General features: G+C 65.6%; 15 protein-coding genes. 4 read left to right on the forward strand and 11 right to left on the reverse strand.

The window, feature by feature from the left end:
• Window positions 1-15 precede the first annotated feature (15 nt).
• Both NY08_RS12655 and NY08_RS12660 read right to left on the reverse strand, forming a co-directional pair.
• The gene (locus NY08_RS12655; protein WP_032395929.1) at window positions 16-525 is read right to left on the reverse strand and encodes a glutathione peroxidase; all 510 of its coding nucleotides are present in this window, start codon (window positions 523-525) and stop codon (window positions 16-18) included.
• 128 nt (window positions 526-653) lie between these two features.
• Complete coding sequence (locus tag NY08_RS12660; RefSeq protein ID WP_032395930.1) at window positions 654-2,048, reverse strand: cation:dicarboxylate symporter family transporter; 1,395 nt, start codon at window positions 2,046-2,048, stop codon at window positions 654-656.
• 234 nt (window positions 2,049-2,282) lie between these two features.
• On the opposite strand from NY08_RS12660, the gene NY08_RS12665 reads away from it, so the two are divergent.
• The gene (locus NY08_RS12665; protein ID WP_235387245.1) at window positions 2,283-3,776 is read left to right on the forward strand and encodes a sensor histidine kinase; all 1,494 of its coding nucleotides are present in this window, start codon (window positions 2,283-2,285) and stop codon (window positions 3,774-3,776) included.
• On the forward strand, window positions 3,773-4,447 hold the full coding sequence (locus tag NY08_RS12670) for a response regulator (RefSeq protein WP_032395931.1): 675 nt from the start codon (window positions 3,773-3,775) through the stop codon (window positions 4,445-4,447). Before NY08_RS12665 ends, NY08_RS12670 begins: the two co-directional genes overlap by 4 nt.
• 48 nt (window positions 4,448-4,495) lie before the next feature.
• Here the strand turns inward: NY08_RS12670 and NY08_RS12675 are convergent, their stop codons facing one another.
• Together NY08_RS12675 and NY08_RS12680 are read right to left on the reverse strand one after the other, a co-directional pair.
• On the reverse strand, window positions 4,496-6,622 hold the full coding sequence (locus NY08_RS12675; protein WP_045196677.1) for a S9 family peptidase: 2,127 nt from the start codon (window positions 6,620-6,622) through the stop codon (window positions 4,496-4,498).
• The gene (locus tag NY08_RS12680) at window positions 6,619-7,503 is read right to left on the reverse strand and encodes a phosphoribosylaminoimidazolesuccinocarboxamide synthase (protein WP_045200314.1); all 885 of its coding nucleotides are present in this window, start codon (window positions 7,501-7,503) and stop codon (window positions 6,619-6,621) included. The genes NY08_RS12675 and NY08_RS12680 overlap by 4 nt, the downstream gene beginning before the upstream one ends.
• Window positions 7,504-7,565: 62 nt before the next feature.
• Here NY08_RS12680 and NY08_RS12685 point away from each other — a divergent pair, with 62 nt between their 5' ends.
• Complete coding sequence (locus tag NY08_RS12685; protein ID WP_045200315.1) at window positions 7,566-8,978, forward strand: MDR family MFS transporter; 1,413 nt, start codon at window positions 7,566-7,568, stop codon at window positions 8,976-8,978.
• Between the two features lie 97 nt (window positions 8,979-9,075).
• Here NY08_RS12685 and NY08_RS12690 read toward each other — a convergent pair whose 3' ends face one another.
• The 3 genes from NY08_RS12690 to NY08_RS12700 are packed head-to-tail and all read right to left on the reverse strand — an operon-like array spanning window position 9,076 to window position 12,755.
• Window positions 9,076-10,131, reverse strand: a complete 1,056-nt coding sequence (locus tag NY08_RS12690) for an ABC transporter ATP-binding protein (protein WP_045196678.1) — start codon at window positions 10,129-10,131, stop codon at window positions 9,076-9,078.
• Complete coding sequence (locus tag NY08_RS12695) at window positions 10,128-11,690, reverse strand: ABC transporter permease (protein ID WP_235386890.1); 1,563 nt, start codon at window positions 11,688-11,690, stop codon at window positions 10,128-10,130. Before NY08_RS12695 ends, NY08_RS12690 begins: the two co-directional genes overlap by 4 nt.
• Before the next feature lie 21 nt (window positions 11,691-11,711).
• Window positions 11,712-12,755: an iron ABC transporter substrate-binding protein gene (locus tag NY08_RS12700; protein ID WP_045196680.1), complete on the reverse strand. Its 1,044-nt coding sequence runs from the start codon at window positions 12,753-12,755 to the stop codon at window positions 11,712-11,714.
• 118 nt (window positions 12,756-12,873) lie between these two features.
• On the opposite strand from NY08_RS12700, the gene NY08_RS12705 reads away from it, so the two are divergent.
• Window positions 12,874-14,082, forward strand: a complete 1,209-nt coding sequence (locus NY08_RS12705; RefSeq protein WP_045196682.1) for an FAD-dependent monooxygenase — start codon at window positions 12,874-12,876, stop codon at window positions 14,080-14,082.
• 29 nt (window positions 14,083-14,111) lie between these two features.
• On the opposite strand, the gene NY08_RS12710 is transcribed toward NY08_RS12705, so the two are convergent.
• The 4 genes from NY08_RS12710 to NY08_RS12725 all read right to left on the reverse strand — a co-directional run bounded on the left by NY08_RS12710 (window position 14,112) and on the right by NY08_RS12725 (window position 18,020).
• Window positions 14,112-15,005: a siderophore-interacting protein gene (locus NY08_RS12710; RefSeq protein ID WP_045196684.1), complete on the reverse strand. Its 894-nt coding sequence runs from the start codon at window positions 15,003-15,005 to the stop codon at window positions 14,112-14,114.
• An 83-nt stretch (window positions 15,006-15,088) separates the two neighbouring features.
• On the reverse strand, window positions 15,089-15,895 hold the full coding sequence (locus NY08_RS12715; RefSeq protein WP_082073789.1) for an ABC transporter ATP-binding protein: 807 nt from the start codon (window positions 15,893-15,895) through the stop codon (window positions 15,089-15,091).
• Complete coding sequence (locus tag NY08_RS12720) at window positions 15,892-16,956, reverse strand: FecCD family ABC transporter permease (RefSeq protein ID WP_032396309.1); 1,065 nt, start codon at window positions 16,954-16,956, stop codon at window positions 15,892-15,894. The genes NY08_RS12715 and NY08_RS12720 overlap by 4 nt, the downstream gene beginning before the upstream one ends.
• Window positions 16,956-18,020, reverse strand: a complete 1,065-nt coding sequence (locus NY08_RS12725) for an iron chelate uptake ABC transporter family permease subunit (RefSeq protein WP_094630650.1) — start codon at window positions 18,018-18,020, stop codon at window positions 16,956-16,958. Before NY08_RS12725 ends, NY08_RS12720 begins: the two co-directional genes overlap by 1 nt.
• Window positions 18,021-18,023 lie beyond the last annotated feature (3 nt).

Here is an 18,023-nt window from a genome sequence, read left to right on the forward strand (position 1 = left end):
CGATGCAGACAGAAGCTAAACGGTCATCGTTTCCTTCGGCAGGATCTTGTCGATCGCTGCGAGCACCTCGGGGGCGTCCGGCTCGGTGCGCGGACGGAAACGGTTGGTGACGACGCCGTCGGGCGAGATCAGGAACTTCTCGAAGTTCCACTGGACGTCTCCGGCCTTGCCTTCGGCGTCTTCGGTCTTGGTCAGTTCGGCGTACAACGGGTGCTGATTGTCACCGTTGACGTCGACCTTCTCGGTCATCGCGAACGTGATGCCGTAGGTGGTGGAGCAGAAGGTTTCGATCTCTTCTGCCGTGCCGGGCTCCTGGCCACCGAACTGGTTGCAGGGCACTCCGACGACCGACAGGCCACGAGAGGAGTAATCGTTGGCGAGCTTCTCGAGCTTTTCGTACTGTGGGGTCAGTCCACACTTGGACGCGACATTGACCACGAGCACGGCCCGTCCGGCGTACTCGTCGAGCGAGGTGGGCGCACCGCCCAGCGTGTTGATGCCGATGTTCTGAACTTCAGTCATCATCCGAACTTACCTGTGAGTACGCCGAGAACGGGAACCGACGTGGAAAACAAGAACGACCCCGCTGGTGGCGGGGTCGTTCTCGGTTTTCCGAACCGGGCGACGGGGGGATGCGCGGCGCCCGGCAGGCACTACGCCTTGGCGGCGTGCTTTTCGATGATGACCTGCTTGTCTGCAGGCCGGTCGTCCTCGGGGAGGTGGTCGTCGACCATGGTCTCCTCGTCGAACGGAAGGCCGCCGTCGAGCACCGTGTTGACCCGGTCCTTGTCGATGGTCTTGGTCCAGGTGCCGACCAGCAGGGTGGCGACGGCGTTACCCGAGAAGTTCGTCAGCGCACGGGCCTCGGACATGAAGCGGTCGATTCCGACGATCAGGCCGACTCCGTCGAGCAGTTCGGGGCGATGGCTCTGCAAGCCACCGGCCAGCGTGGCCAGACCGGCTCCGGAGACGCCGGCTGCGCCCTTGGAGGCGATGATCATGAAGAGCAGCAGCGAGAACTGCTCGCCGATCGAGAGCGGCATGTTCATGGCGTCGGCGATGAAGATCGAGGCCATCGTCAGGTAGATCGCGGTGCCGTCGAGGTTGAACGAGTATCCGGTGGGGACGACGATGCCGACGGTGGTGCGCTCGACTCCGACGTGCTCCATCTTGGCGATCAGACGCGGCAGGGCCGACTCGGAGGACGACGTGGCGACGATGAGCAGGTACTCACGGGCCAGGTACTTGACCAGCTTGAAGATCGAGAAGCCGGAGACGAAGCGCAGGATCAGTCCGAGGAAGAAGAAGACGAAGATGAAGCAGGTGATGTAGAAGGCGAGCATCAGGGTGCCGAGCTGGATGACGGCGTCGAACCCGGTCTTGCCGACGACACCGGCAATGGCTCCGAAGGCACCGATCGGGGCGAGCCACAGGATCATGGTCAGGATGCGGAAGACGAGCTTCTGCACCGAACCGATGCCCTTGAGGATGCCCTCGCCGCTCTTGCCCATGGCCTGCAGCGCGAAGCCGACGAGGATGGCGACGAACAGCGTCTGCAGGACGGATCCGGCGGTCAGCGACGACAGCAAGCTCTCCGGGATGATGCCGGCGATGAAGTCCATGGTTCCGCCTGCACCCTCTGCGGTTTTGGCGTACTCATCGCCACCGCCGGGCACGATATTGAGTCCCTCGCCGGGCTGAATCAGGTTGCCGACGACCATGCCGATACCGAGGGCGATGGTCGACATCGTGATGAAGTAGGCCAGGGCAAGGCCACCGACTCGGCCGACGCTGGCTGCCGCTCGAACCGATCCGATACCGAGGACGATGGTGCAGAAGATGACCGGGCTGATCATCATCTTGATCAGGCTGACGAAGAGCGTGCCGAGGACCGCGAGCTCGACGGCGAAGTCCTTGGCGGTCAGTCCTACGATGACGCCGGCGACGACGGCGATGATCACGGCGATGTAGAGCCAGTGAGTCTTGTCGCGCTTCTTCTTGGGCTCGGTGGGCGGATTGTCGAACCGCTCCGCATCGATGGTTGTCATGAATGTTCCTTCTGGGTTCCGGTGAAGCGCGAGTCGAACTGCTGACTTCGTGACTACTGGGAGTGGAGTGAGGTGGATCACCCCTGCTGAGAGATGATGTTGCTGCACCGGGTGACAGGAGTCACCTATACGTTCATTTCGTTCACGTTCGATGTATTGCACGAAAGGATTGCGTTGTCCTCGAAGCGCCCACTGAGCGTCGCCGGCCAGGTGTTGGTGCTCCAGCTCGTCGTCATGGCGGTCGTCGTGTTCGCCGGCGGCATCCTGACGGTGCTCAACGAGCGGTCCAACAGCGACGACGCGACCCGACGCGAAGTCACGGCGATCGCGGTCAGTATCGCCAACGAACCGTCGACGCCCATTGCTATCGAGTCCGACGATCCGACGTCCCGGCTGCAGCCGGAAACCGAGAAGATCCGTCAGGTCACGGGTGTCGATTTCATCGTGGTCATGGCCCCGGATCGGACCCGTTACACCCACACGACCGTCGACCTGATCGGTAAGCCGTTCAGCGGCAACATCGATCGCGCGTTGCAGGGCGAGACGTTCACCGAGACGTACGTGGGTTCTCTCGGCCCGTCGATCCGTTCGGTCACTCCGGTCACCGATTCCTCCGGCGAGATCGTCGGCCTCGTCTCGGCGGGCGTGACCAGGGCCAAGATCAGCGACCAGTTCTTCCAGGGTCTACCCCTCATCGTCGGGGTCGTTCTCGCCGCCTTCGTAGTCGCCGCCGCGGGATCGACGCTGCTCAGCCGCCGGCTCCGGCGTCAGACACTGGGGATGGCTCCTGCGGAGCTGCGCACGATGTACGAGCATCACGACGCCGTTCTGCATTCCATCGGTGAAGGCTTGCTGGTGTTCGGCCGGGGTGACGAGGCGGAGTTGGTCAACGACGAGGCCCGACGCCTCCTCGATCTGCCCGAGGGCCCTGTCTCGTTCGGCTCGTTGCCGGAGTCCATGCAGCAGATGGACACCGGCATCGTGCGCGGTGAACTGCATCTGACGAAGGATCGCGTGCTCGTGGTCAATCAGGATCCGGTGATGTGGGAGGGCCGACGCCTGGGCAACGTACTCACGATTCGCGATCAGACCGAATTGCGTTCGTTGATGGGTGAATTGGACTCGGTGCGCAGTTTCGCGGAGTCGCTGCGTTCGCAGGCTCACGAGTCGGCGAACAGGCTGCACACCGTCATCACGATGGTCGAGCTCGGCCGACCCGAGGAGGCAGTCGAATTCGCGACGGCCGATCTGGAGCTGTCGCAGGCTCTCATCGATCGCCTGATGAACGCGGTCAGCGAACCTGCGCTCGCTGCACTGCTGCTGGGCAAGGTCAGTCAGGCCGCCGAGCAGGGCGTGGAGCTGACGATCACCGACGACACGGCCATGGAGCACGAGGGTGTGCTCACTGCACGTGAATTGGTCACGCTGGTAGGCAATCTGATAGACAATGCCATCGATGCCTCGAAAGAATCCGACCAGCCGTGGGTCGAAGTGACGGTCCGTGACGCCGATGGTGAACTCGTCGTCCGAGTCGCCGACAGCGGTCCCGGAATGCCGCCGGAAACGCTCAAAGCTGCTCTGCGGCGCGGCTACTCGACCAAGTCCGGCTCACGCGGTCTCGGCCTCGCCCTGGTGACTCAGGTGATCGGTCGCCATCGCGGCACCTTGACCTCGGAAGTGACGTACGGATCGGTCATGGTCGCCACCATCCCGGGATCGCTCTCGTGATCCGCGTCCTGATCGTCGACGACGAACCGCTGATCGCCGAAGCGCACAAGACGTACGTCGAGCGCACCCCGGGCTTCGAGGTGGCGGGGGTGGCGCACACCGGAGCGTCGGCCATGCGCTTCGCCAGCACCGAGGCCGTCGATCTGGTGTTGCTCGACATCGGTCTGCCCGACGCGAGCGGCATCGACGTGGCGGCGGCGCTCGGCGGTCTACGCCCGAGTCCCGACGTCATCGCCATCACCTCCGAACGGGATCTGTCGGTGGTGCGCTCCGCCGTGGCACACGGCATCGTGCTGTATCTGCTCAAGCCGTTCACGTTCGCCGCGTTCCGCGACAAGCTCGAGCGCTATCGCGAATTCCATGCCGCGTTGCCTGCCGGAGAGAACGCGTCGAGTCAACGCGACATCGACCGCGCGATGGCGCATCTGCGGACGGCCGACGAACGCGTCTCGACACCCAAGGGCATCGCCCCGCAGACGATGGACGGCATCACCGCGAGCATCAAGGAAGCGGCCGACGGACTCAATGCATCCGAGGCTGCCAAGGTCGTCGGAGTGTCCCGAGTGACGGCGTGGCGATATCTCGAGCGCCTCGCCGACGACGGACTGGTCACCCGGCACACCGAATACGGCAAGGCCGGGCGACCGCAGGTCCGCTACGTGTGGCGTTAGAGCGGCTGCGCCGCATGTGAGCGGAAATTCGTAGCAGGCTACGAATTTCTATGCACGTGCGCCGGAGGCGCTCACAATCCACGCGTACTCGAAAGCCGCTTCCTTCCATTTCTCGTAGCGTCCGCTGACGCCGCCGTGTCCGGCGCTCATCTCGGTCTTGAGCAGCAGGTCCGAGTCACCGGTCTTCGTCGCACGCAGAGCCGCAACCCATTTGGCGGGTTCGACGTAGAGGACGCGAGTGTCGTTGATGGACGTGATCGCCAGGATCGACGGGTAGTCCTTGGCCTCGACGTTCTCGTAGGGGCTGTACGACTTCATGTAGTCGTACACCTCCTTGTCGGCCAACGGGTTTCCCCATTCGTCCCATTCGATGACCGTCAGCGGCAGCGACGGGTCGAGAATGGAGGTGAGCGGATCGACGAACGGAACGTTGGCGAGGATGCCGTTGAACAGCTCCGGTGCCATGTTCGCCACCGCTCCCATGAGCAGTCCGCCTGCGCTGCCGCCGTCGGCGACCAGATGCTTCGGTGAGGTGCGCCCGGTGTCGATGAGATGCTGTGCGGCAGCGATGAAGTCGGTGAAGGTGTTCTTCTTCTTCAGTGTCTTGCCGTTGTCGTACCAGTGCCGACCCATCTCGCCGCCGCCGCGTACGTGTGCGACGACGAACACGATGCCGCGGTCGAGCAACGACAACCGGGCGACCGAGAACGACGGGTCCATCGACGCCTCGTACGATCCGTAGCCGTAGAGCAACGTGGGAGCCGGCCCCTCGGGGACATCCTTGCGCGCGATGACCGACAGCGGGACCTGAGTTCCGTCCGGCGCAGTGGCCCACTCTCGGTGCTGCACGTAGTCACCGGCATCGAACTTGCCCAGAACCGGCTGTGATTTGCGGAGCAGCAGTTCGCCACTGGCGATGTCGAGGTCGTAGACCTGGCCGGGGGTGATGAACGAGGTGTAGACCATCCGCAGCAGCGGCTGATCCCATTCCGGGTTCGAACCTGCGCCGACGGAGTAGAGCTCCTCGTCGAATTCGAGCTCGCGGTACTCGCCGTACCCCTCGTCGGTCAGCGGCCAGATCGCCATGCGCGTCAAGGCTTCTCGTCGGTACGTGAAGATCAGGTGGCCGGCGAACGCATCGATGTCCTCGACGCGGACGTCGTCGCGGTGCGGAACCAGCGTGCGCTGATCGAGTGGGTCCGAGACCGGAGCCTCGGCGAGCAGGAAGTTCTCGGCCTTCTCCCCCTCGGTGCCCCAACCGTTCACCGAGCCGTTGTGGGTGATGAGGAATCGATCCTCACCGGCCACGACGGCGTGCTCGATGCTGTATTCGACGCCGTCCGTGCGGGGCAGTACGACGCGGAACTCGCCCTCGGGATCGGTGGATTCGAGCACGAGGCACTCGGAGGTGATCTTCGAGCCGACCCAGATCATCAGGTACTTCTCGCTGCGGGTGGAACCGAAACCGACCCAGTAACTTTCGTCGGGCTCGTGGAAGACCTCGACGTCCCCCGACTTGCCGAGGGTGTGCCGCCAGACGGTATCGGGACGCCAGGATTCGTCGACCGTCAGGTAGAACACGTGGGTCGCGTCGGCCGTCCAGGTGGCCCCGGGCGCGACGTTCTCGATGGTGTCGGCGAGCAGCTCGCCGGTCTCGAGGTTCTTGAAACGCAGTGTGTAGCGCTCGTCGCCCTCGGTGTCGGTGGAATAGGCCAGCAGGTTGCCGTCGAGGCTGATCGAGAACGCGCCGAGGGAGAAGAAGTCGTGTCCCTTCGCCTCTTCGTTGGCATCGAGCAGGATCTGCTCACCGGGGACGTCCACGTCGGACGACAGGGTGGGCGGTGTCCAGTCGTCGGGAGAGTCGACGGGACAACGGCATTGAAGTCCGTAGGACTGTCCTTCGACGGTGCGCGAGTAGTACCACCACTGCCCCATGCGCGTGGGCACGGACAGGTCGGTCTCCTGGGTTCGCGACTTGATCTCGTCGAAGATCTTTCCTCGCAGTGACTCGAGGCCGGCCGTCTGCTGCTCGGTGTAGGCGTTCTCGGCTTCGAGGTGGGCGATCACCTCGGGATCGTCCTTGGCACGCAACCACTCGTAGTTGTCGATGAACGTGTCCCCGTGATGGGTGCGCTCGTGCGGCACCTTCTTGGCAACGGGAGGGGTGATCGTCATGGCGTGACCCAATCGTCGAAGTTCAGACCCGAGATGCGCTCGTAGGCCTCGATGTAGCGGCTGCGGGTTGCGGCGACGATGTCGTCCGGCAACGGTGGCGGTGGAGTGTCGGAGCTGCGATCCCAGCCGGATTCGCCCGTCAACCAGTCGCGGACGAACTGCTTGTCGAAGCTGGGCTGGACGCGGCCTTCCTGGTACGAATCGGCAGGCCAGTAGCGTGAGGAATCAGGGGTGAGAACCTCGTCGGCGAGGACCAGGTTGCCGTCGGCGTCGGTACCGAACTCGAACTTGGTGTCGGCCAGAATGATTCCGCGTTCCAGAGCGAAGTTGGCTGCGCGCGTGTAGATCTCGATGGTGTCCTCACGCAGCTTGAACGCGAGTTCGGCACCGACCTGCTCGACGGCCTGGTCGAAGGTGATGTTCTCGTCGTGGTCGCCGATCTCGGCCTTCGACGCGGGAGTGAAGATCGCCTGGTCGAGTTTGCTGGATTCCACGAGCCCGGGGGGAAGCTGCACACCGCACACGGCTCCGGTCGCGTTGTAGTCCGCCAACCCGGATCCGGTGAGGTACCCACGCGCGACGCATTCGATCGGCACCATGTTCAGCTTCTTCACCACGAGGGCACGGCCGAGCAGTTCGGCGGGAATGCGTTCGTCGAGCGGATCGCCGGCCAGGTGGTTGACGCCGCCGAGCTCCTCGAAGAAGAACACGCTCATCGCCGTCAGCACGCGTCCCTTGTCCGGGATCGGGGTGTCGAGGATGTGGTCGTAGGCCGAGATTCGGTCGCTCGCGACGAGCAACAGATGCGCGTCGTCGATCGTGTACAGATCGCGGACCTTGCCGCCGGCCAGATGCTCGTAGCTACTCAGTGATGGTCGCACGGTGTTCAACACTATCTGGGCCGGTGGCCGCGGGGGTGCCGGCAGGCATCAGACTGGTAGCTGTGGCAACGAACAACACGACATCGGATGTCGGATTCCGCTCCGAACGAGGACCGATACTGGTTGCGCTGATGCTCAGCACGTCTCTGGTCGCTCTCGACTCGACCATCATCGCCACGGCGGTGCTGTCCATCGTCGACGACCTGGGCGGGTTCACTCAGTTTCCGTGGCTGTTCTCCATCTATCTTCTGGCGCAGGCGGTGTCGGTGCCGCTGTACGGCAAACTGGCCGACCTGTTCGGCCGCAAGAAGATCATGCTGTTCGGCATCGCGGTGTTTCTACTCGGCTCGATCCTGTGCGGCCTGGCCTGGAGCATGCCCGCCCTGATCGCTTTCCGTGCTGTCCAGGGTCTCGGCGCGGGTGCCGTGCAGCCGATGGCCATCACCATCGCCGGCGACATCTACACCCTGGCCGAGCGCGCCAAGGTGCAGGGCTACCTCGCCAGCGTATGGGCGATGTCCTCGGTACTCGGCCCGGCGCTCGGCGGTATCTTCTCCGAATTCCTGACGTGGCGTTGGATCTTCTTCGTCAACATTCCGCTGTGCGCGCTGGCCGCGGTGATGCTGTGGCGCAAGTTCGACGAGGGAGCCGTGGAGCGCACCAAGCCCAAGATCGACTACCTCGGTGCAGGCCTGCTGACGGTGGGCGCAGCGATGGTGCTGCTCGGGCTGCTCGAGGGCGGACAGTCCTGGGCCTGGAACTCCCCCGTCAGCATCGCCATCTTCGTCGCCGGATTCTCCTTGCTGGCCGCGTTCGCAGTGGTGCAGACCAAAGTCGAGGAGCCGATCCTGCCGCTGTGGGTGTTCACCCGTCGGGTGCTGGTGGTCAGCAGTTCCATCTCACTGCTCGTCGGGGCATTGATTCTCGGCCTGACGTCCTACGTTCCGACGTTCGTGCAGGGCGTGCTCGGCACCGGCGCGATCGTCGCCGGATTCGCCCTGTCCACCCTCACACTCGGCTGGCCCATCGCGGCATCACTCTCCGGGCGGGTGTACCTGCGGTTCGGCTTCCGCACCACGGCGCTCATCGGTGCCTCCATCGCGGTCGTCGGAGCGGCATTCGCCACCGGCCTCGGTGCCGGTTCACAGGTGTGGCAGGTGGGCGCGGTGTGCTTCGTCATCGGCCTCGGTATGGGTCTGATCGCCAGCCCCACCCTCATCGCCGCTCAGTCGAGCGTCGAATGGTCCGAGCGCGGCGTCGCCACCTCGACCAACATGTTCGCCCGCTCCATCGGCAGCGCAGTCGGAGTCGCGGTGTTCGGTGCCATCGTCAACTCACGGATCTCCGCCGACCCGAGCCCCGAACAACTGTCCGACGCCATCCATCCGGTCTTTCTCGGTGTCCTGGCCGCGGCGGCGGTGATGGCCGTCGCGGCACTGTTCATGCCCAAGCGTGGAGCGGAGCCGACCCGATAGCGTCCCTTTCGGTTGCTTGTCGGCATGGCACTCGTTTCGTCGGTCCGGCGCGTGATCGTGCCCGACACGGCCGGTCGTGCCGGTGCGTCTGCGAAAACTAGTCCGCCGAACCCGCGAACCAGTGCACCGTCGATGTCACCGTGACGTCGACGGCGGTGCCGGGGGCAAGTCGGTCGCCGGTCCGGGCGATGGCTCGAAGCCGCAGCCCGGTGGCGCTGTGCCGCAGGGTGACCGAGGATTCGGGGCCGGTGAAGAGCTCGTGTTCGACGACGAACGCGCCGTCGTCGAACTCCGAGACCAGCAGCTGCTCGGGCCGAAGCAACGCCTGTCCGTTTCCCGTCTCTCGGGTCGTGGATTCGAGACGCCCCAGGACGGTGTCGACGTGGCCGCCGTGGGCCGCAGCGTCGACGAAGTAGGCGTCGCCGACGAAGCGCGCGATCGCGGGTGTGGCGGGTCGCTCGTACACCTCACGCGGGGTGTCGATCTGGGCGCAGCGACCACCCAGCAGCACGGCGACCCGATCGGCAGTTCCAAGTGCCTCGGCGCGGTCGTGAGTGACCAGGATCGACGCGGTCTTGCTGGACTGCAACAACTCTCGCACGTCCTGCCTGATCGAGGTACGCAGCCCCGCGTCGAGGGCGGCGAACGGCTCGTCCATCAGCACCACCGACGGAGCAGGCGCGAGCGCCCGCGCCAACGCGATGCGCTGCTGTTGGCCGCCCGAGAGCTCGCTGGGTCTGACCCCACCGGCGTCGGGCAGTCCGACGAGCTCGAGCATCTCGTCGACCCGCCGCGTGCGCTCTGCGCGACCGGACAGATGGGGTCGCAGAAACCCTGCACGCAAACCGAATTCGATGTTTTTTCGTACCGTCAGGTGTGGGAAGAGTCCACCTTCCTGCGGCATCAGGCCTATTCCCCGCTTCTCCGGTGGCACCTGAATCTGCCCCGCCACCGAGATGTCCCGCCCGTCCGAGGTGATCCGGCCCGCGTCGATGCGATGCAGTCCCGCAATGGATCGCAACAGCGTCGTCTTGCCGCAGCCGGAGGGTCCGAGAACGGCAAGCATCTCGCCGTCGCCGAGGTCGAGGTCGATCCCGTGCAGCACGGCCGTACTGCCGTACGAGGCAACGAGTCCGGAAATCACCATGCTCATGGCAGTGCTACTCGCTTCCGCGTCGTGCGCCCCAGCGCCCGTGTCAGTACGACGGTCGGGACCACCGAGATCAGGATCAGGGCCAGGGCGTAGGGAGCCGCCTCGCCGTATCGGAACGCCTCGGTGGTGGACCACAGCGTGGTCGCGAGCGTGTCGACTCCCCGAGGGCGCAGCATCAGCGTCGCCGGTAGCTCCTTGGCGACGGTCAGGAACACCAGAGCGGCCCCGGCGGCGATGCCGGGAGCCGCGATCGGAATCGTCACTCGAAGGTCGGTCTGCAGCCGGCCCGCGCCCAGGGTCCGTGAGACATCCTCGAGGACAACGGGAGTGGCGTCGACGACCGCTCTCGTACTGCCGACGGCCAACGGCAGGAACAACACCACGTATGCCAGCACCAGCAGCACCGCCGTCTGGTAGAACGACGGCAGGAACCTGATTCCGAGAAAGACCGTGGCGAGCCCGACGGTGATACCCGGTAGTCCGTGCGCGATGTAGGTGGACAATTCGGCACCGCGGGCGGCCCTCGACGTGGATCGGGCCGCGAACAGCGCGACCGGCAACGCGAGCACGGCCACCACCACCGCGGCGGTCGCGGAGTACTGGACGGTCTTGGCCGTGACGGCCAGCACGTCCACCCAGTCGACGGTGAAGCGCAACGATCGACTCAGCCACCGGGCCAGGGCCAGAATCGGTACCAGCACCGAAACACCGAGGGCTGCAACGACAACGGCCAGAGCAGGCACGCGCCACCGGCCCAGAACCACAGGCTCGGCCATCCGGTCCGTTCCTGATCCCACCCTCGCCGTGGCACCGCGTCGGGCACGCCGTTCGAGGAGGGTGAGCACCAACGCGCCCACCACGAGGACCAGTCCGAGAACCGCGGCCGCGGTGCGATCGAGTCCCCCGCGGTACGCACTGTAGATGCCGAGCGTGAAGGCGTCGTATCGCATCAGAGCCACCGCCCCGAAGTCACTGATGGTGTAGAGCGCGACCAGCAGCGCACCCGCCGCCGCGGCCGGAACGACGCGACGGCACTCGACGGTCAGCGCCGTGCGCACAGCGCCTCGACCGAGGGTGCGCGAGACCTCGGCCAACGACGGGTCCGCAGTGGCGAAGGCCGCGGACACCGGCAGCATCACCAGCGGGAAACAGGACAGCGTGAGGACCAGGGCTGCACCGGAAAAGCCTGCCAACGAGGGGAACTCGGCGATCCACAGATATCCGGACACGTAGGACGGGATGGCCAGCGGGGCGGCGAGCACCATCGCGAAGAAGCGTCGCCCCGGTAGATCGGTCCTAACGGTCAACCACGCCAGCAGCGTCCCGACCACGACCGACGCAACGAGCACGGTGAGCGTCAGTGTTGCCGTGCGGACGGCGAGGTCGAGTGTGCGTTGCCGCAACAGCAGCCCCAGGACCTTCTCGGTGCCGCCGTCGAACGCTCGGACGAACAGATACACCAGCGGTGTCAGCGTCAGCGCTCCCACGCACAACGCGGCCGTCCCGAGAACGGGACGACCGCCGAAGTGGTGCCGCCGAAGCGGCTGGAGTGCAGACACGAGCCCGGAACCGAGGATTGCCTAGATGATTCCGACGTCGGTCAGCAGAGTCTGGGTGGCCTCGAGAGACGAGAGGCGACCCAGATCGAGATCGGTCGAGCCCAGCTCCGACAGCGGCGGCAGGTCGTAGTCGGAGGTGACTCCGTCGATGACGGGATATTCGGCGGTCTCGTTCGCGAAGTAGGTCTGCGATTCGGTCGAGAGCAACTCGCGCACGAAATCGAAGGCCGCTTCCTGGTTGTCCGAAGCAGCCAGCACACCCGCACCGGCGACGTTGATCAGTGCGCCGGGGTCGCCGGGCTCGAAGTAGTGCAGCTCGACCGGGGCGTCGTCGCCGTTCTCGTCCTTGAAGGGGTACCAGTAGTAGTGGTTGAGCAGGCCGGTGGCCACCTGTCCGTCGTTGACGGCGGTCAACAGCGGGCCGTTGCCCTCGAAGGCGACGGGCTCGTTGGCGACGAATCCCTCGAGCCAGGTGCGGGCGCCGTCCTCGCCGCGCTGCACGCGCAGGGCGGTGACGAAGGCCTGGAACGAGGCGTTGGTCGGTGCGTAGCCGATTTGTCCGCGCCAGCGTGGGTCGAGCAGTCCGTCGATGCCGGTGGGCAGGTCGGCTGCCTGCACCGAATCGGAGTTGTAGGCCAGCACACGAGCCCGCGCGGAGGTGGCGACCCAGGTGCCGTCGGCACCGCGGTACTGCTCGGGGACGAGGGAGAGGATGTCCTCGGGCAGCGGTGCGAGAGCGCCCGCCTCGTCGAGGGCACCGAGTGCTCCTGCGTCCTGTCCGTAGAAGACGTCCGCCGGGGTCGCGTCGCCCTCTTCGAGGATCTTTGCGGCCTGGGCGTTGGTGTTGCCGGAGTAATCGACCTCGATACCGCCGCCGATGCGCTCGATCAGGGGGTCGACGAGCTCTTCACCGCGGCCGGAGTAGACCACGAGGGCAGACTCAGCGGAGGCGGACTCGGAGGTGGACGTGCCGTCGTCGGACGAGCCGTCCGAGCTGCATGCGACGAGACCGAGGGCGAGGGTTGCGCTGATCGAGAGCAGCGCCAGACGGCGAACGGTGAACACGGTTCTCCTGACGAAAACGGGACATTGAAGACAATTCGATGAAAGTACACCACAAAGGTGAGGCTCAGCTACTTTCCCTCCGGGATTGAACGACCGGCCGCCCGGGCATGCGCGCCCCATGACTTCTCGTGTTCTCGTCACCGGTGCCAGCATCGCCGGTCCCACCGTGGCGTTCTGGCTGGACCGAGCCGGCTTCGAGGTCACCGTCCTCGAACGCTCACCGCAACTGCGACTCGGCGGCCAGAACATCGACGTTCGCGGCTCCGGCCGCGAGGTGCTGCAGCGCATGGGCCTGGACGCGACCCTCCTCGCGAACGGCACCACCGAGAAGGGCACCCGATTCGTCGACGACGCCGACGCCACCATCGCGGCCTTCCCGGCCGGCGACGGAACCCATGACGGGCCGACGGCGGAGTTGGAGATTCTGCGGGGCGAGTTCGCGCGGATCCTCGTAGAATCCGCCGGACCACGAACCGAGTATCGCTACGGCGATCGCGTCGTCGGCGTGGTCCAGGATGCCGACGGAGTCGATGTGACATTCGCAACGGGCGCAGCGGAAAGGTTCGACCTCGTTCTCTTCGCCGACGGAATACGTTCCAGCAGCAGGGAACTGGTGTTCTCCGGGGAGGCCGAGACCACACCCGTCGGCCTGTACACCGCCTACGGCGTACTGCCGAAGGGACCGAGCGACGACGGCTGGTGGCGCTGGTACAACGCCCCCGGATCTCGCGTGGCGAATCTACGACCGGACAACCTCGGCACGACGCGATTCAGCCTGTCCTGGGTGTCCGACGACAGCGGCTACGAGGGCGTGTCCACCGAACGCGTCATCGCCGCCCTGCGTTCGACATTCGCCGATGTCGGTTGGGAAGTGCCCCGGATCCTGGACTCGCTGGGACCGGATTCGGAGCTGTACGTCGACTATCTGGCGCAGGTGAAGGCCCCGCGCTGGTCCGACGGCAGAATCGGCATGCTCGGCGATGCCGCCTGGTGCGCAACGCCGTTGAGCGGCATGGGAACAACATTGTCGGTCACCGGCGCGTACGTGCTCGCGGGCGAGCTCGCGCGGGCGAGCGATCATCGCGCCGGATTCGAGGCCTTCGAGGCGCGGATGCGGCCGTTCGTCGAGCAGGCGCAGAAACTCCCACCCGGCGTGCCTCGCGTCGCGCATCCGAAGACCTCGGCAGGAGTCACTGCATTCCGCACCGTGCTGCGCCTGGCCGGATCCAAGCCTGTACAGGCCGTGACCAGCAAGTTCCTCGGTCCCGACGCGGCGACGCTAGAGCTGCCGGATTACGAGTTCGACGCAGCCCCACGTGAGCGGTAATTCGACCCCTGCTACGAAGTTGTGCTCACCTACAGTCCGACACGTTCCAGCAGCGCATCGAATGCCTCGCTGGCTTCCTGCTCCGAGCGGCCGGATTCGATGACGCCGTTGTACACCGCCAGCGCCTCCTCCTGGTATTGCTTGTACTTCTCGAGCCACTTCTCGGAGTCGGCGCGCCAGTATCCGATGATGTCGAAATACGCGATGTCGTAGCCCAATTCCTTGCGGAAGTGCTTGCGCACCCGACGCGAGGACGACGCCTCGCCGGCGAACCACACGTAGCCACGTCCCTCGGGCAATGGGTACGCCAGCACCGCGTCGTCGAGAACGCTTGCGCTGTCGCCGTTTCCGGATCCGATACGCCAATCGAACGTCACGTCGGCGGGGGTCTCGAAGGATTGGATGTCGCCGCGCTCGAGCACCTCGACGATCGCGTGCGCACGCGTTCCGGCGGGCAACTGCTCGACGAGACGACCGAGCGCGGGCAACCCGGTCATGTCCGCGACCAACAGCAGCCATTCGACGTCGGCGGGCGGTGAATACCAGGAGCGGGGGCGGGTGAACAGCACCGTCTGCCCCGGGGCGGCCTGCTGGGCCCAGGTCGATGCGACACCGCCCTCGTGTGCGAAGAAGTCGATGGTCAGCTCACCGCGCTCCTCGTCGAGGCGGCGAATGGTGTAGTTGCGACCTTCGGGTGCATCGTCGAGACCGTGGAACCACCACAACCCGTCGACCTCGGTCATCGGCGGCGGGATCACTTCGTCTGCCCTGGGAAAATAGACTCCGACGCATTCGTCGGGCACCCCGAGCGTGCGGTAGCCGGCGACGTGCTCGCCGCCGAACGTCACACGCACCATGTGCACCGTGAGTCGTTCCACCGCAACGACATCGGCGTAGTAGAAGCCACGCGGTTGTTCACTCATCTTCGTCCTCGATACATATCTCGACGTCACTCCTGCGAGAAACCCTCAGGGCCGACTCGGGGCCGTTCTCCCTCAACTTTAAACTAAGCCTTGCCTAGCCTGCGACCGACCCCCTTGGGGATCACCAGCGGAGTGTGCGATTCCGGATCGTCGATGATGCGGCACGGCAGCCCGAAGACCGCCTCGACCAGCTCGGCGGTGACGACGTCGGCGGGCGCGCCCTCGGTGACCACTGCGCCGTCCTTCATCGCGATGATGTGGTCGGCGTACCGGCAGGCGTGGTTGAGGTCGTGCAGCACGGCGACGAGAGTGCGGCCGTTCTCGCGGTTCAGAGTGGCCAACAGGTCGAGCAGTTCGATCTGGTGGGCGATGTCGAGAAAGGTGGTCGGTTCGTCCAACAGCAGCAGCGGTGTCTGCTGCGCCAGAACCATTGCCACCCAGACGCGTTGCTGCTGTCCGCCGGACAGTTCGTCCACCGGACGAGCCGACAGCGATGTCACTGCCGTTGCGTTCATGGCCTCGATCACCGCAGCCTCGTCCACCGCCGACCACTGCCGGATCAACTTCTGATGCGGATAACGGCCCCGCGCAACGAGATCGGCCACCGAGATCCCGTCGGGCGCGATGGAGGTCTGCGGAAGCAGGCCGAGGCGTCGGGCAACTTCTTTCGCGGGATACGACGAGATCGCCTTCCCGTCCAGCAGAACGGTTCCGTGCGTCGGCTTCAGCAGCCGCGAGAGCGCCCGCAGCAGAGTCGACTTACCACAGGCATTCGGTCCCACGACGACGGTGAACTTGCCGTCGGGAATCTCGACGGTCAGGTTCTCGCTGATGACGCTGCTGTCGTATCCGACCGTGATCTCGTCGGTGTGCAATCGAGGCTTCGTCACTGCTTCCTGCCTTCCCGCGCCAACAACCACACGAAGTATGCGCCGCCGACCGATACGGTCACCACACCCACCGGCAGCTGGGTGGGAGCGAACACGCGCTGCGCGACAACGTCGCTCACGACCAGCAGCAGCGCTCCCATGCACGCGGCAGGCATCAGCGCCACCGACGAGGTGCCGGTGAGGCGGCGAGCCAACTGCGGCGCAGCGAGCGCGATGAAGGAGATGGGTCCCGCGGCCGCGGTGACCATCGCGATCAACGCGACACCCAGAAACACCAGCATCAGACGGGTCGGCTCGGCGCGCACGCCGAGCGCCCTCGCCGCGTCGTCCCCCATCTCCAACATCGGCAGCCGACGCGAGAGCACCGCCGAGCACGACGCGATGACGACCGACACTGCCAGTACCGGCCCTACCTGCGACCACCCCAGCCCGTTCAGGGTGCCCGCACCCCACACGGCGGCCGCGATGGCGTCGTCCAGATCGGCCCTGATCACCAGCCAGGTGTTGACGGAGGCCAGCACGGCGCTGACCGCGATCCCGACGATGATCAACCGAAAGCCCTGCACCCCGCGCCGGTACGCGAGCAGGTAGACCACGGCGGCCGTTGCGAGTCCGCCGACGAGCGCGCCTGCTCCGGTCCGGTAGTAGCCACCACCGAGAGTGAGGATGACGACGAGCGCGCCGGTGTAGGAACCGGTACCGAACCCGATGATGTCCGGGCTGCCCAACGGATTTCGCGTCAAGGATTGAAAGACCGCGCCCGATACACCGAGGGCGGCACCGAACAGGAAGGCCAGTGCCACTCGGGGAAACCGCCACTCCATCACCACGATCTCGGTCAGGCGTGGCGCATCGCCGAACACTGCGGCGAGCACCTCGTTCGGCGGAATGTAGAGGTCGCCGGTCCCGACGGCGACTATGGAGACCACCGCCGTCACGGCAAGCAGGGCCGCGCAGACGCCCACCGTTCGGATGCCGATGCGGCCGTCCACTCGATCCCGCACTCGCACGACCCACAACTTTCGGCCGAAATCGATGTTGCCGCCGCGTTGCTCACCGATCACAGTCCGCTCGCCTTCTTCCGGCGAACGAGCACGATCAGCACCGGTGCGCCGACGAACGCGGTGACGATACCGACCTGCAGCTCCCCCGGCCTGATCACGATGCGGCCGACCACGTCCGAGAGCAGCAGCAATCCCGGTGCCGCGAACACCGTGTAGATCAGAATCCAACGCTGGTCCGGTCCGACGATCCAACGCACCATGTGCGGGATCATCAGTCCGACGAATCCGATGGGCCCGGCCGCCGCGGTCGCGGCTCCGGCGAGCAGAGTCACAGCGACGACGCCGACGATTCGCGTCCGAACCACGTTCGCTCCCAGTGACCGGGCCAGATCGTCGCCGAGCGATATCGCATTGAGGGGACGAGCGATCAGGGCCGCCAGAAAGACTCCGAGCGCGATGAACGGGGCAACCTCGGACGCGATGTCCAGGCCTCGACCGGCCAACGACCCCGCGCCCCAGAACCTCATCCTGTCGAAGGCATCCGGATCGAGCAGCAGCATGCCCGAGGTGACGCCGCCCAGTACCGCACCGAGCGCAATTCCGGAGAGCGTCAAGCGAATCGGAGTGGCTCCGGCACGCCCCAGTGACCCCAGCGCGTACACCACGATCGTTGCGAACACCGCCCCGGCGAACGCGAACCAGATGTACGAGCCGATTCCGGTGAAACCGAACACGCCGACGGCGATCGCGACGAAGAACGCCGCCCCGGCGTTGACACCGAGAATTCCCGGGTCGGCCAGCGGATTTCGCGTCATCGCCTGAATCAGCGCACCGGCGACCCCGAGGGCGAGTCCGACGAGCAAACCCAGAACCGTACGCGGAAGCCGCAGTTCGCGAACGATCACGGATTCGGTGGATCCGTCGGCGTGCAGCAGCCCGTGCCACACCCGACCGATCGGGATGTACTCGGTGCCCACCGAAATGCTCACCAAGCACAGCGCTGCCAGAACACCCAGGACGACGAACAACCCTGCGGCCCGACGCGCATCGGTGCGAGCGAGACCACCGACTTCGGCCGGAACATCTCGCTGTTCCGGCTCGTCGCCCACGCTCGCACTCACCCG

The organism is Rhodococcus sp. B7740 (genome assembly GCF_000954115.1).
Taxonomy (GTDB): domain Bacteria; phylum Actinomycetota; class Actinomycetes; order Mycobacteriales; family Mycobacteriaceae; genus Rhodococcoides.